Source organism: Aminobacter sp. GW821-FHT11F06 (assembly GCF_058808215.1).
This window is the reverse complement of the sequence record NZ_JBXARL010000003.1, coordinates 497,687-510,507: the sequence shown is the minus strand read 5'-3', so window position 1 is coordinate 510,507 and position 12,821 is coordinate 497,687. Positions and strand designations below refer to the sequence as shown.

Annotated in this window: 13 protein-coding genes and 1 tRNA gene; 7 read left to right on the top strand and 7 right to left on the bottom strand. The window is 63.2% G+C overall.

The window, feature by feature from the left end; translation table 11 throughout:
• Positions 1-8: 8 nt before the first annotated feature.
• The 4 genes from AC1RTB_RS10385 to AC1RTB_RS10370 form a co-directional block, all read right to left on the bottom strand.
• Positions 9-575: an NADPH-dependent FMN reductase gene (locus AC1RTB_RS10385; RefSeq protein WP_492877349.1), complete on the bottom strand. Its 567-nt coding sequence runs from the start codon at positions 573-575 to the stop codon at positions 9-11.
• A gap of 61 nt (positions 576-636) precedes the next feature.
• The gene (locus AC1RTB_RS10380) at positions 637-1,590 is read right to left on the bottom strand and encodes a ring-cleaving dioxygenase (RefSeq protein ID WP_492877351.1); all 954 of its coding nucleotides are present in this window, start codon (positions 1,588-1,590) and stop codon (positions 637-639) included.
• A 138-nt stretch (positions 1,591-1,728) separates the two neighbouring features.
• Positions 1,729-2,415: a hydrolase gene (locus tag AC1RTB_RS10375; RefSeq protein ID WP_492877353.1), complete on the bottom strand. Its 687-nt coding sequence runs from the start codon at positions 2,413-2,415 to the stop codon at positions 1,729-1,731.
• Positions 2,416-2,522: 107 nt separating this feature from the next.
• Entirely contained in the window at positions 2,523-3,389 is an 867-nt protein-coding gene (locus AC1RTB_RS10370; RefSeq protein WP_492877355.1) for a pirin family protein, read from the bottom strand.
• Between the two features lie 119 nt (positions 3,390-3,508).
• On the opposite strand from AC1RTB_RS10370, the gene AC1RTB_RS10365 reads away from it, so the two are divergent.
• Positions 3,509-4,429: a LysR family transcriptional regulator gene (locus AC1RTB_RS10365; protein ID WP_492877357.1), complete on the top strand. Its 921-nt coding sequence runs from the start codon at positions 3,509-3,511 to the stop codon at positions 4,427-4,429.
• Between the two features lie 159 nt (positions 4,430-4,588).
• A complete protein-coding gene (locus AC1RTB_RS10360) occupies positions 4,589-5,920 on the top strand; it encodes a sensor histidine kinase (protein ID WP_492877359.1) in 1,332 nt (443 codons plus the stop codon).
• 118 nt (positions 5,921-6,038) lie between these two features.
• On the opposite strand, the gene AC1RTB_RS10355 is transcribed toward AC1RTB_RS10360, so the two are convergent.
• Positions 6,039-6,114 (bottom strand) — tRNA-Ile (locus AC1RTB_RS10355).
• A gap of 134 nt (positions 6,115-6,248) precedes the next feature.
• On the opposite strand from AC1RTB_RS10355, the gene AC1RTB_RS10350 reads away from it, so the two are divergent.
• On the top strand, positions 6,249-6,962 hold the full coding sequence (locus AC1RTB_RS10350) for an SIMPL domain-containing protein (RefSeq protein ID WP_492877361.1): 714 nt from the start codon (positions 6,249-6,251) through the stop codon (positions 6,960-6,962).
• Between the two features lie 158 nt (positions 6,963-7,120).
• Here AC1RTB_RS10350 and AC1RTB_RS10345 read toward each other — a convergent pair whose 3' ends face one another.
• Entirely contained in the window at positions 7,121-7,537 is a 417-nt protein-coding gene (locus tag AC1RTB_RS10345; protein WP_492877362.1) for a hypothetical protein, read from the bottom strand.
• A gap of 237 nt (positions 7,538-7,774) precedes the next feature.
• Entirely contained in the window at positions 7,775-8,221 is a 447-nt protein-coding gene (locus AC1RTB_RS10340) for a YcgN family cysteine cluster protein (protein WP_492878163.1), read from the bottom strand.
• A gap of 205 nt (positions 8,222-8,426) precedes the next feature.
• Between AC1RTB_RS10340 and AC1RTB_RS10335 the strand changes: the two genes are divergently transcribed.
• The 4 genes from AC1RTB_RS10335 (at position 8,427) to AC1RTB_RS10320 (ending at position 12,760) form a co-directional block, all read left to right on the top strand.
• Positions 8,427-10,709, top strand: coding sequence for an OmpA family protein (locus tag AC1RTB_RS10335; protein WP_492877364.1), 2,283 nt, complete (start codon positions 8,427-8,429; stop codon positions 10,707-10,709).
• A 324-nt stretch (positions 10,710-11,033) separates the two neighbouring features.
• Positions 11,034-11,570 carry a TIGR00645 family protein gene (locus AC1RTB_RS10330; protein WP_492877366.1) on the top strand — a complete coding sequence of 179 codons (537 nt, stop codon included), beginning with the start codon at positions 11,034-11,036 and terminating at the stop codon, positions 11,568-11,570.
• Positions 11,571-11,703: 133 nt separating this feature from the next.
• Positions 11,704-12,315 carry a LysE family translocator gene (locus tag AC1RTB_RS10325; protein WP_492877368.1) on the top strand — a complete coding sequence of 204 codons (612 nt, stop codon included), beginning with the start codon at positions 11,704-11,706 and terminating at the stop codon, positions 12,313-12,315.
• Positions 12,316-12,466: 151 nt separating this feature from the next.
• On the top strand, positions 12,467-12,760 hold the full coding sequence (locus AC1RTB_RS10320; protein ID WP_476782203.1) for a GYD domain-containing protein: 294 nt from the start codon (positions 12,467-12,469) through the stop codon (positions 12,758-12,760).
• The last annotated feature ends 61 nt before the right edge of the window (positions 12,761-12,821 follow it).

Here is a 12,821-nt window from a genome sequence, read left to right as displayed (position 1 = left end):
TCGCCTGTCTAGCGCACTTGCCTCGCCCGTTCAGCGAACTCGGCAAAGCCATCGACGAATTGCTGCAACTGCTGGCGCACGCCATCGTCGGTGATCGCACCGGTCTGGTCGAAGGCGCTGTGTGCGCGGGCGACGAGCATGCGTCCGCCGAACCAGGGGTTGGTTCCCAGCGTGCGCAGAACCGGAAGCCATGCATTCTGGCTGAGCACAGTGCCGCCCCCTCCGCCCGAGGCACCCAGTACGGCGACAGGTTTGCCGCCGAACACCCGCTTGATGTCGCTTGCCGGGCGGCTCATCCAGTCGATGGCGTTTTTGAACACGCCGGGGATCGAGTTGTTGTATTCGGGCGTGAACAGCATGAGCCCGTCGGCGCCGGCAACAAGATCCTTGAGCTCGGCGACGGCGTCCGGAATACCCTCCGCCGCCTCGACATCGTCGTCGTACAGCGGAATGCCGCGGATCGAGGCGGCATGCAGATCCACCCCTTCAGGCGTCATCGTTACCGCCGCGCGCAGCAAGGCGGCGTTGTAGGAGCCGTGCCTCAAGCTGCCCGATATGCCGACAAGTTTGGTCATTTCCTTCACTCCATGCCCTCATGAGGCTGCCGGGAGGATCAAGCCCCCCGGCAGATGCCGTTCAAACGAGCGGCTTTAGTCCTGCTTCGATCGAGGCCCGCCTGGGCTCGAGGAAGGGCGGCAGCGCCAGCCGCTCGCCAAGCGTTTCAAGCGGCTCGTCGGCGGTGAAGCCGGGGCCGTCGGTGGCGATCTCGAACAGGATGCCGTTGGGCTCGCGGAAATAGAGCGAGCGGAAGTAGTAGCGCTCGACCTCGCCGCTCGACGGCAGGCGCACGCTTGCCAGCCGCTCGGTCCATTCATGCATGGAGTCGATGTCCGGCGTGCGGAAGGCGACGTGGTGCACGGCACCCGCGCCCTGCTGGGCCGCAGGCAGCTTCGGCTGCACGGCGACATGCAGCTCGGCCGCCGGACCACCCTCGCCCATGGCGAAGACATGGACATGCCCATTGCCGTCGGCCAGCGCGTGGTCGCGCACCTGGCGCATGTTCATCACCTTGGTCAGCACGAGTTCGGTCGGCGCAAGGTCGGGAACGCTGAGCGTGATCGGCCCAAGCCCCCTGATCTGGTGCTCAGTTGGAACCGGGCTCTTGCTCCACGGATGGGCATCGCCCTTGCCGCCATCGTCGATCAGCCGGAAGCGCTGGCCTTCGGCGTCTTCGAAATCGAGCGCGCGATGGCCGCCGATTTCGGCGATCTCGCCATGTGCCACGCCTGACTGCTGGAGATGCTCGCGCCACCAGGTCAGGCTGTTTTCGCCCGAAACCCGCAAGCCGGTGCGGGCGACGCTGTGGGTGCCGCGACGTTCGCGTCCGACCGGCCAGTCGAAGAACGTAATGTCCGTGCCGGGCGTCGCTTCGCCGTCGGCATAAAACAGGTGATAGGCGCTGGTGTCGTCCTGGTTGACCGTCTTCTTGACCAGCCGAAGCCCGAGCGTGTTGGTATAAAACCGCAGATTTGCCGGCGCGTCCGCGGTGATTGCGGTCAGATGGTGGATGCCTGTCAGTTGCAGTGTCATTTTTGCCTCCTGCATGTTCATTGTGATTGCAGCAGTCATATCGTGTTGTTGTCGCGCCCTATAAGAGCGCTTTTTGAGACGCAGTGTTCTCGAAGTCGGAGATTGGCGAGGCTTTCGCCCCGCCAATCCAGTTGTTTGTTACTTCTGCGAGTCGAGCTGCTCGTGGTCCTTCTCGACCTGCTGCGCCTTGAGATAGCTCTCGATCAGCAGCTGGTAGGGAGGGAAGATCTTGGTGTAGACCTCGGCCCACTCCTGGGCGTCCTCACGATGCCAGGTCTTCTGCAGTTCCGAGGCAACCGCTGCGGTATCCATCGGCACGACGCCGGCCTGGACGATGCGGGCAAGCGTAATCTCCTGCGCCATCTTCGAATAGGTGCCCGAGGCGTCGACGACCGCAAACACCTTGTAGCCGTCATATACCGCGCTGATCGACGGGAAGGCCATGCACACGCTGGTGATGGTGCCGGCGATGATCAGCGTCTTGCGCCCGGTCGCCTTGACGGCGGCGACGAAGTCGGGATTGTCCCAGGCGTTGATCTCGCCCTTGCGCGCCACATACTTCGCATGCGGTGCGTTCTGGTGGATCTCGGGGATCAGCGGGCCGTTCGGGCCCTGCGGCACCGAAGCGGTGGTGATGACCGGGATCTTGGAGAGCGTCGCCATCTTGGCGAGGGCCACTGCATGGTTGCGCAGCGTCGTCATCGGCATGTCGGCGACGGTCTGGAACAGGCCGCTCTGGTGATCGATCAGAAGCAGGACCGCGTCATTGGGGTCGATGACCGGGCGCTTGCCGTCGAAATTGGCAACATTGGTGTTCACACTCATTTTCATCTCCTGTTGGATGGTTGTGAGGTTGCTGGTGAATTTGGCTCGCTGTCGTGCGAACCCTGCTTGCAAGGGTCCAGCTGTGCCGGGCCCTTGATCTCGTGTGGTCAGTTTGCGATCCGACCAAAGCCTCCGCGCCTGAAATCGGCGAAGGCCTGCATGAGTTCTTCTTCGGTGTTCATGACGAACGGGCCCTTCCAGGCGACGGGCTCGTCGATCGGCTCGCCGCTCAGCAAAAGCACTGTCGCGTCGCTCGATGCGTTGAGCGTGACGGCGCCGCCATTGCGGTCGAGCAGGACGAACTGGGCTTCGCGCACCGGCTCGGCATGATTGACCACGATGTTGCCGCGCAGCACGACCAGCCCAACGGCATGGCCCTCCGGCAATTCCAGTGACGTTGAGCCACCGTTCTTGAGCTGGAGATCCCACACATTGATCGGCGTGAACGTGTGCGCCGGTCCACGATTGCCCTGATAGTCGCCGGCAATGACCCGCAGCGTGCCTGCCTTTTCAGCCAGCTTCACCGTCGGAATGTCGGCATCAAGCAGCGTCTGGTAGCCGGCAACGGCATTCTTGTCCTTGGCCGGCAGGTTGACCCAGAGCTGGATCATCTCCAGCACCCCGCCCTGCTCGGTGAATGCCTTTGAATGGAATTCCTCGTGCAGGATGCCAGATGCGGCCGTCATCCACTGCACGTCGCCGGGGCCAATCAGGCCGCCCGCGCCGGTGGAGTCGCGATGTTCGACCTCGCCCTGATAGACGATGGTGACCGTTTCGAAGCCGCGATGCGGGTGGACGCCAACGCCACGCGGTCTGTCGGAAGGGGCGAAGGCCTGCGGTCCGGCATAATCGAGATGCAGGAACGGGCTGATGTGCTGGCCGAGCGTGGTCTGGGAAAAGACCGACCGGACCGGGAAGCCGTCGCCGACCCAATGCGGCGAAGACGCGCTGTAGACCCCTAAAATCCTTCTCATGATGTTTCTCCTTGCGAACCGTGACCGGTTGTGTTGCCAAGAGAATATGCATGGGACAAACTACGCGGTAGCCGCCAAGATTCAGTCACACTGTCCTATAAACGAGACAATCGACAGCCATGCATGATCTGAATGATCTCTATTTTTTCGTCCAGGTCGTCGACCAGAACGGCTTTGCCGCAGCCGCGCGCGCGCTCGGCATGCCGCGATCGCGGCTCAGCCGGCGCATCGGCCTGCTCGAGGAGCGCCTCGGCGTCCGCCTGATCCAGCGTTCAACCAGGCGCTTTGCCGTCACCGAGATCGGCACCGAATATTACCGCCATTGCGTCGCCATGCTGATCGAGGCCGACGCGGCGCAGGAAGTTATCGAGCGCACCCGCTCCGAGCCGCAAGGCATCGTGCGGGTCGCCTGTCCTTCTTCCATCGTCTATTTCCAGGTCAGCGAGATGATCGCCAGTTTCCTGGCCGGCTATCCCAAGGTCGAGGTGCATCTCGAAAGCACCAACCGGCGCGTCGACGTGATCCGCGAGGGTTTCGACATGGCGGTCCGGGTGCGCTTTCCGCCGCTTGAGGAAAGCGACCTCGTCATGAAGGTGCTGGCCGACAGCCCGCAGCGTCTGGTTGCCAGCCCCAAGCTGCTCGAAAACCTGCCCGGCGGCGTGGTTCCCGCCGATCTCGGCACGTTGCCGAGCCTTGCCTGGGGGCCGGCGCATGACGAGCACGAATGGCGCCTCGACGGCCCGAACGGGGCGACAGCGCGCATTCCCCACAAACCACGCTTCGTCACCGAAGACATGGTGACCTTGCGCCACGCGGCGTTGCGCGGCGTCGGCGTGGTGCGGCTGCCGACGATGGTCGTCAGCACCGACCTGACCGCGGGAACGCTTGTTGACGTGCTGCCGGACTGGGCACCCAGGACCGGCATCATCCACGCGGTCTTTCCCTCACGTCGTGGCCTTTTGCCTTCGGTGCGCGCCCTGCTCGACCATCTCGCCAAGGAGTATGCCGCGCTGAGCCGCACCGAGAGCAAGGCGAGCTAGATGTTTGTGGACGCGCAAACCGCGTTTGATGCTTTAAGCCGTCGCCACGGCAAGGCATGATCGTTTAAGCACGCCTGCGGCGAGGGATACGTCGAAGGAACGACTTATGACGTATTCGCGTTGAGTAGCCTATCAATGCCAAACGGGGCGGCTGCGTGAATGACCAATCGCGAGAACTTGCTCGGCGCGCTGCCCGCTGCGGTCTATACGACCGATGTGGACGGACGGATTACCTATTTCAACGAGGCGGCGGCCGAACTTTGGGGACATCGCCCCGAAATCGGAAAAGACGAGTGGTGCGGTTCCTGGCGGCTCAGGACGGCCGAAGGCGATCCCCTCGCACATAGCGATTGCCCGATGGCGCTGGCGCTCAAGGAGGGTCGCACGATCCGTGGTGCTGCGGCCATTGCCGAAAGACCGGACGGTACGCTCGTCCCTTTCCTTGCCTTTCCAGCACCTCTGCGTGACAGTTCCGGCAAGATCACCGGCGCCATCAACCTTTTGGTCGACACTTCGGCGCAAAAACAAGCAGAAGAAAAGACCCACCTGCTGGCATCGATCGTCGAATCCTCCGACGACGCCATCATCAGCAAGGATCTCCACAGCGTCATTCAGAGCTGGAACGCCGGCGCCACGAGGCTGTTTGGCTATTCGGCGGATGAAGCCATCGGCAGGCACATCAAGCTGCTGATCCCGGCCGACAGGCAGGACGAGGAAGACCTCATCATCTCCAAGGTGCGAAGCGGCGAACGCGTCGAGCACTTCGACACCGTCAGAAGACGCAAGGATGGTCGGCAAGTGGCGATCTCACTCACCGTCTCGCCAGTGCGAAACGCCACCGGCAAGGTCATCGGCGCATCGAAGATCGCCCGGGATATCACCGAGCGCAAGGAGAGCGACAACCGTATCCGCATGCTGATGCGCGAGGTCAATCACCGGGTGAAGAACCAGTTCGCCGTGATCCTCTCGATGATCCGCGAGACGGGCAAACACACAGCGACAGTGGCCGAATTCGAGCGCCAGATCCGCAACCGGATCATGGCGCTGTCGCGCTCCCAGGACTTGCTTGTCGACGGCGACTGGCGCGGCGCCAACCTTGACGATCTTGTCGACAACCAGATCCGGCCTTTCGCCGCCGAGCATCGCGTCGAGACATCGGGGGAGCCGATCACGCTGTCGACGATCGCGGTCCAAAATCTCGGAATGGCCTTCCACGAGCTTGCCACCAATTCGGCCAAGCACGGTGCCCTCTCGTCCGACACCGGAACCGTCTCGGTCGGCTGGACGGCATCCGATCGCTTCCGCCTGACCTGGACGGAATGCAACGGGCCAGCGGTCAGCCAGGCATCCAGAAGCGGATTCGGCAAGATCGTGCTCGAGCGCGTGACGCCCTTGGCGCTCAACGGCGTTGGCCATCTCAGCTTTCAGCCGAGCGGAGTCACCTGGACGCTCGATGCGCCGATCGAATTGATCAGGAACACGGATTTATAGCCGATACCAGTCATGCAGGCTTGTTGTGACGGGGCGGCGCGAGTCGCCCTTTTTCTTGGGGTGTATGTGGGTGGGCGCAAATCAGGCCCCACACGCACAACAGCGCATCAAATACTTATGGTGGGCCCGGAGGGACTCGAACCCCCAACCAAGCGGTTATGAGCCGCCGGCTCTAACCATTGAGCTACAGGCCCCACGCGGGCTGGATAGTAAGTTTTCGGGGCCGGCACAAGCCATCTTCGCGCATCTATTGCGCGCTGCCGCAATCCACCCATAATCCATCCCTATTCGACACTCTCGAAGGGCAACGCTGAATGGAGAATATATTATGAATCGCAAATACATGGCGCTCGCACTTGCAGCGGCACTCGCACTTCCAGCGGCTGCCGCCCGCGCCGACAATCAGCCCTCGCCGCGCATCATCGTGACCGGCGAAGGCGAAGCATCGGTTGCGCCTGATCTTGCGCTTTTGTCGCTGTCGGTGATGCGCGAGGCCAAGACGGCGCGCGAGGCGCTCGACGCCAACAACGACGCCATGGCCGCCGTGATCGCCGCAATGAAGTCCGCCGGCATCGCCGAACGCGATCTGCAGACAGCAGGCATCCAGATCCAGCCGCGCTACAACTTCACCAACAAGCCGGACGGATCGCAGGAAGCCGAACTCGTCGCCTACCAGGTCACCAATACGCTTTCGGTGCGCATCCGCGACATCTCCAAGACCGGCGATGTCCTCGACAAGGCGGTGTCGCTCGGCGTCAACCAGGGTGGCGGCATCAGCTTCACCAACGAAAAGCCTCAGCCCATCATCACCGAGGCGCGCAAGCTTGCGGTGGCCGACGCCATTGCCAAGGCCAAGGTGCTGGCCGAGGCAGCCGGCGTCAATCTCGGCAAGGTGATCGAGATCGCCGACCAGTCCTTCGCTTCGCCGCCGATGCCGATGCAGTCCAAGTCGTTCGACCGTGCCGCAGGTTCGGTTCCCGTCGAAGCCGGCGAAAACGCCTACCGCGTCCAGGTCAACGTCACGTTCGAATTGAAGAACTGACAGGCGAACTGAAGAACTGACAAGCGGACTGGAATTCTGCCGCGCGTTCACGCGCGACAGAACTTCATGGCGCTGGCAAACAATGAAAAACCCCGGAGGCCTGGCCTCCGGGGTTTTGTTTGGAACTTCATTCCGATCCAATCGGAATGAAACAGGCTCTAGTAGCGCACAACCGGGCAGTTCGGGGCGCGGGCGAAGCTGACGGCAATGCGCTCGCCATACTTGCGGCCGCTCACTGTGATGGTGCGGCGGTTGACGTCGACGATGCGGGCGCGGCGCACACCCATGCGATCGGCCTTGTCGAGCGCGCGGTCGGGCGTGCAGTTGCGGTTCCAGCGACCATCATCAGGGCGTCCGCCCCAGCGGCTATCATTGCGGTCATCCCAGCGGCCGTTGTTGCGATTGTCCCACCGGCCGTTGTCACGGTTGCCATCCTGGACATAGACGCCGACACGCGGCTGGCCCTGGCCAAGGTTGAGGTAAAGGCCATCTGCCTGGGCCGAAGCGGGAATTGCCGCCAGCGTGCTGAAGCCGATAAGGGCTGAAAGGGCGGCAGTCTTGATCTTGTCGAACATGGTCTTCTCCTTGAACTCCGTGGCGTCAAGCCGTCTTTGCCTGAGCGATGACCGTAGAGTGCACCACCCAAGCTGAACCGATTTCGAACCGTGCATTCATATTCGGTTCATCTGGCAAATATTTGATTTTGCAGGATATTTCTTACAGCGCGTTACACGGCGTGAGTCGCGGTGCAGCTGCGAGATAGCCGACTGAAGGCGACCGGTTATATGGCGATCGGGATGGGGTCTGCGCGCTTACGGCTCTTCTTCGAGCATGTGGTCGAAATAGTCTTCCGGCTCGGCCAGGTCGTCCTCCGAAGCCGTCAGCCGGCCGCGCACCGAGATGCCGGCGTCATGCACCGTCTCGGAACTGCCGGAGACGAGATGATGCCACCAATAGAGGTCGCGCCCCTCGCCGACGAGCCGATAGGCACAGGTGCTGGGCAGCCAGGTGATGGTGCGGACATTTTGCGGCGTAAGCCCCACGCAATCGGGCACGCGCGCGAGGCGATTGGCGTAGTCCGAGCAGCGGCAAGTCGCACCGTCGAACAGGCGGCAGCCGACGCTGGTCCAGTAGATTTCGCCGGTGTCTTCGTCTTCGAGCTTGGACAGGCAGCATTTGCCGCAGCCATCGCATAGCGATTCCCACTGCGCGGGGCTCATCGCCTCCAGCGGCGTCGTTTTCCAGAAGGGCTCGTCCATGCTGTGGCATGTGGCGCGCATCGCCGTCCGCGTCAAGCCAATGCGAGCATCGCATTCATCGCCAGTTCAGTGAAACCACGATATTGCCTTGTTGCAGTCGGGCAAATGCCCCGAAGCGATGCGACTGCCGGGCGGAGTGGAACCATTGTCAGGTTCCACATGTTTGGGCGGGGACGGGACCCTACTTCAAGGAGAATTTCCAACGATGAAACGCCAACCACGGATTCTCGCAGGCACGGCAATCGGCCTGTTCATGGCATCCGCGCCGTTGGGCGCCATGCCGCTGCCGCATGGCGCGGCGGGTGATGCAAGCCTGACGCTGCCGCTCGTTCGCGTGCAGGCACAGTGCCAGGAAGGCGAATCGGCCGAAGCCTGCGCCGCGCGTCAGGGCGGCGGCCAACAGGCGCCCGCGCCCCAACCTGAGCCACAGCCACAGCCACAGCCACAGCCCGAGCCTGCTCCCGCGCCGCAACCGGAGCCAGCTCCGCAACCACGCGCCGAGCAGCCGGCCCCCCAGGCAGAACAGCCAGCACCGGAAGCGCAGGCCGAGCAGCCGGCGCCCGAACCGCGCCGCAAGAAGCACGAAGCGCCTCAGCAGGAGGTAGCCCCTCAGGCCGAGCCAGCACCGCAGCCACAGGCGCAAGAGCCCGCACCCAAGCGCAAGAAGCGCGAGCCCGTCGCCGAGCAGCCGCAGGAACAGCCTGCACCTGCCCAAGAGGCGGCACCGCAGCCTGAGCCGCAGGCTGAACAGCCCGCACCCAAGCACAAGAAGCGCGAGCCCGTCGCCGAACAGCCGCAGGCACAGCCTGCCCCTGCCCCGGAGGCAGCACCACAGCCCGAGCCGCAGGCTGAACAGCCCGCACCCAAGCATAAGAAGGACAAGGCGCCGGCCGCCGAACAGGCCCAGCCCGCTCCGACGCCTGAAGTGGCGCCGCAGCCGCAAGCTCAGCCCGAGCCGAAGCCGCAGGCCGAGCAGCCTGCCGAAAAGCCTTCGAAGAAGCCGGCGGAAAAGCCGGCGGAAGCCACGCCGGAACAGGTGCCGACGCCAGCCCCTGCCCCCGAAACGACGGCACCTGCCGGCGAAAAGCCGGCCCAGGGCGAACAGCCTTCAAAGCATAAGCCTGCCGAGCAGAAGCCCGCGACGGAGCAGCCTGCGACTGGCGAGCAACCGGCACAGCAGCCTGCGACTGGCGAGCAGCCAGTGCAGCAACCGGCCACCGGTGAGCAGCCCGCAACAGGTGAAAAACCGGCCACTGGTGAGCAACCCGTGACCGGTGAAAAGCCCGCCAAGCAGGGCGAGGCGCCGGTCAATCCGAACGAAGCCCCACTGCTCGACAGCCAGAAGGAAACCCCGCCTCCGGCCGAAGCCAAACCTGTCGAGGCTGGCAAACCCGCCAAGCCCGCCGAGGGTGGACAGGCCGGCCAGCCGGCGCAGCCACCGGCACAGGGCGGCGCGCAGACAGCTCAACCGCAGCCGGTGCCGGTCGATCCCGGTCCGCCACCCGTCGACGACAAGGCGGCAACCGTGCAGGCCCAGCCGGTCACCATCCAGCCGGTGACCGCCGAACAAGGCACGCGCATCGAGCGGGTGCCCGAAGTCGACCTGCGCCGCAGACCGCGCCCCGAAGGCACCGAAGTGGTGCGCGAGATCGGCGACCGCGTCATCATCCAGATCAACAACCAGATCATCGTCGAGAGCAACGACAGGCCGCGCATGACGCGCGACGCCCAGGACGTCTATTACGAGGATCTGCCGCGCGGCCGCACCCGCGAGGTGATCCTCCGCGACAATGGCAACCAGATCATCACCATCCGCAACCGCTATGGCGACATCGTCCAGCGTTCGCGCATCACCCCCGACGGGCGCGAATATGTGCTGAGCTATGTCGACGATCAGTATTACCAGCAGATGGACGAGTGGCGCGATCCGGGTCTCGACCTGCCGCCGATGCAACTGCATATCCCGCGCAACGAATACATTCTCGACGCGCAATATGTCGAAGACCCAGGCGCGTATTACGACTTCCTCGAACGTCCCCCGGTGGAGCGCGTCAAGCGCCTCTATTCGATCGACGAGGTCAAGCGTTCGGCCCGCGTGCGCGACATCGCGCGTCGTGTCGACCTCGACACGCTGAGCTTCGAGTTCGGCTCGGCCTCGATCCCCGAGAGCGAGATTTCCAAGCTCGAGGGTGTCGCCAATGCCATGGAGAAGCTGCTCAAGAAGAACCCGGCCGAGACCTTCCTCATCGAGGGCCACACCGATGCCGTCGGTTCCGATGTCGCCAACCTGGCGCTCTCGGACCGTCGTGCCGAGGCAGTTGCCGACGCGCTGACCAATGTCTTCGGCATCGCGCCGGAAAACCTGTCGACGCAAGGCTATGGCGAGCGCTATCTCAAGGTGAAGACGCAAAAGCCCGAACGCGAAAACCGCCGCGTCGCCATTCGTCGCATCACGCCTTTGGTGGCGCCGACCGCCAGCGCCAACTAGCGGCTGGCAGTCACGAAACAGACCCGGCCCGCGCAATCAGTGGGTCGGGTTTTTTCATGACCCCGAGCTTCAACCGCGCCTAAATCGGGTGCAGGATCGCCGGTAACAATCACGCGATCACCCCGCTTTGGCCATTGAATCGCTGGATTTTGATGCCATTTTGAGGGCGACGTGGTTCCCTGCCCCGTCCCATCTCCGGCGTTTCAGGAGATACAGGCCCGGCCGAATTCCCCCTCCAGCGGCCGGGCCTTGTTTTATCCCAAAACCTGTTGCATTCGTGCGGCTACAGCCTCAATTCCCAATCCCAGAAATTTCGGACGTCCCATGAAGCGCCTCGAACACGCTGTTGAATCCATCATCCTTGCCTCGCGCTGGCTGCTCGTGGTGTTTTACCTCGGCCTCGCCGTGGCGCTCGGCATCTACGCGCTGTCCTTCGTCAAGAAGCTCTATGAGTTCGTCATCAAGGTCATGGTGCTCGACGATACAGACACCATCCTCAAGGTGCTCGGGCTGATTGATGCCGCCCTTGTTGCCTCGCTTGTGGTGATGGTCATCATCTCCGGTTACGAAAACTTCGTCAGCCGCTTCGACAACCATGATGGCGAGGTCCACTGGCTCGGTACCATCGACATCAGCTCGCTCAAGATCAAGGTCGCTTCGACCATCGTTGCGATCTCGTCGATCCACCTGCTGCAGGTCTTCCTCAACCACCAGCAATACACCTCCGAACAGCTGATGTGGCTGACCCTGATCCACCTGACCTTCGTGCTTTCGGCGCTGCTGCTCGCTTACATCGACCGCCTCACAGGCCTGACCAAGAACGACAAGAAGTCTGTGACCGAAGACGGCCCAAGCATCTGAGATCAGCCGCGGCTCGAAAAACCGGAGCTGATTTTCGAGCCGCGATCTCCCCCCGTGTCCTCAAGGTTTTCGGGTGGCTTCCACCGGCGCTCGCCATGCACTATGGTCGCCTCTTCTTGAGGGAGGATGCCCCGTGTCGATCGAATTCCTGCTGACCACGCTGATCATCGTCGCTTCGCCGGGAACCGGTGTCGTCTATACGCTCGCTGCGGGGCTATCGCGCGGAGGTCGGGCAAGCGTGCTTGCCGCCTTCGCCTGCACGCTTGGCATCGTCCCGCACCTGATCGCGGCGCTGACCGGGCTTGCGGCATTGCTGCACACCAGCGCTTTGGCCTTCGAAATCGTCAAATATGCCGGCGTCGCCTATCTGCTCTACATGGCCTGGCAGAGCCTGCGCGAGCACGGCGCCCTCAAGGTCGACGACAAGGCCGATCCCCGTACCGCGCGCCAGGTACTGGTCGACGGCGTGCTGATCAATGTGCTCAACCCCAAGCTGTCGATCTTCTTCGTTGCCTTCCTGCCGCAGTTCATCGCGCCCAACGAGCCGCATGTGCTGACGCGCATGCTCGAACTGTCCGGCGTGTTCATGCTGGCGACCTTCGTCATCTTCTCGATCTACGGCCTGTGCGCGGCAGCGATGCGGGCGCGCGTCACCAGCAGCCCGACCGTCATGACCTGGATGCGCCGCAGCTTCGCCGCGGCCTTCGTCATGCTCGGCGCCAAGCTGGCGCTGACCGAGCGCTGAGGCTTTCCACATACATTAGCTACGGCTCATTCTTGCCGGAACGCCGGCAGGAGAGGATACTCACCTTCGTGGATGCATTTGTGGGCGAAGACCCGGATGCCCGCCCCCGGCGATTTGAGCCGTGCTCCGTGGCGCCGGAGGGAGGTGTGCCGTGACGACATACATCATGCTGATGAAATGGACTGACCAGGGCGTGCGCGAGGTGCGTTCGTCGCCCAAGCGGCTCGACGCCGCCAAGAAGCTGCTCGGCGACATGGGCGGCTCGTTCAAGCAGTTTTATCTGACCATGGGCGAATTCGACATGGTGGCGGTGGCCGAGGCTCCCGACGACGCGGTGGCAGCGCGTTTTGCGCTGATCCTGGGCCAAGGCGGCAATGTGCGCACGCGCACGCTGAAGGCCTTCCCGGAACTCGCCTATCGCGAAATCATCGCCTCGCTCGGATAGGGCGAGCCGCGCAAAACCGGGTGCACGCATCTCGCGTGCGCTCTGGCTGCGCCGAACTCAA

Bases quoted from the DNA above. Each gene is read 5' to 3' on its own strand.
- AC1RTB_RS10385 (WP_492877349.1), bottom strand. From the start codon at position 575: ATGACCAAACTTGTCGGCATATCGGGCAGCTTGAGGCACGGCTCCTAC.
- AC1RTB_RS10380 (WP_492877351.1), bottom strand. From the start codon at position 1,590: ATGACACTGCAACTGACAGGCATCCACCATCTGACCGCAATCACCGCG.
- AC1RTB_RS10375 (WP_492877353.1), bottom strand. From the start codon at position 2,415: ATGAGTGTGAACACCAATGTTGCCAATTTCGACGGCAAGCGCCCGGTC.
- AC1RTB_RS10370 (WP_492877355.1), bottom strand. From the start codon at position 3,389: ATGAGAAGGATTTTAGGGGTCTACAGCGCGTCTTCGCCGCATTGGGTC.
- AC1RTB_RS10365 (WP_492877357.1), top strand. From the start codon at position 3,509: ATGCATGATCTGAATGATCTCTATTTTTTCGTCCAGGTCGTCGACCAG.
- AC1RTB_RS10360 (WP_492877359.1), top strand. From the start codon at position 4,589: ATGACCAATCGCGAGAACTTGCTCGGCGCGCTGCCCGCTGCGGTCTAT.
- AC1RTB_RS10350 (WP_492877361.1), top strand. From the start codon at position 6,249: ATGAATCGCAAATACATGGCGCTCGCACTTGCAGCGGCACTCGCACTT.
- AC1RTB_RS10345 (WP_492877362.1), bottom strand. From the start codon at position 7,537: ATGTTCGACAAGATCAAGACTGCCGCCCTTTCAGCCCTTATCGGCTTC.
- AC1RTB_RS10340 (WP_492878163.1), bottom strand. From the start codon at position 8,221: ATGGACGAGCCCTTCTGGAAAACGACGCCGCTGGAGGCGATGAGCCCC.
- AC1RTB_RS10335 (WP_492877364.1), top strand. From the start codon at position 8,427: ATGAAACGCCAACCACGGATTCTCGCAGGCACGGCAATCGGCCTGTTC.
- AC1RTB_RS10330 (WP_492877366.1), top strand. From the start codon at position 11,034: ATGAAGCGCCTCGAACACGCTGTTGAATCCATCATCCTTGCCTCGCGC.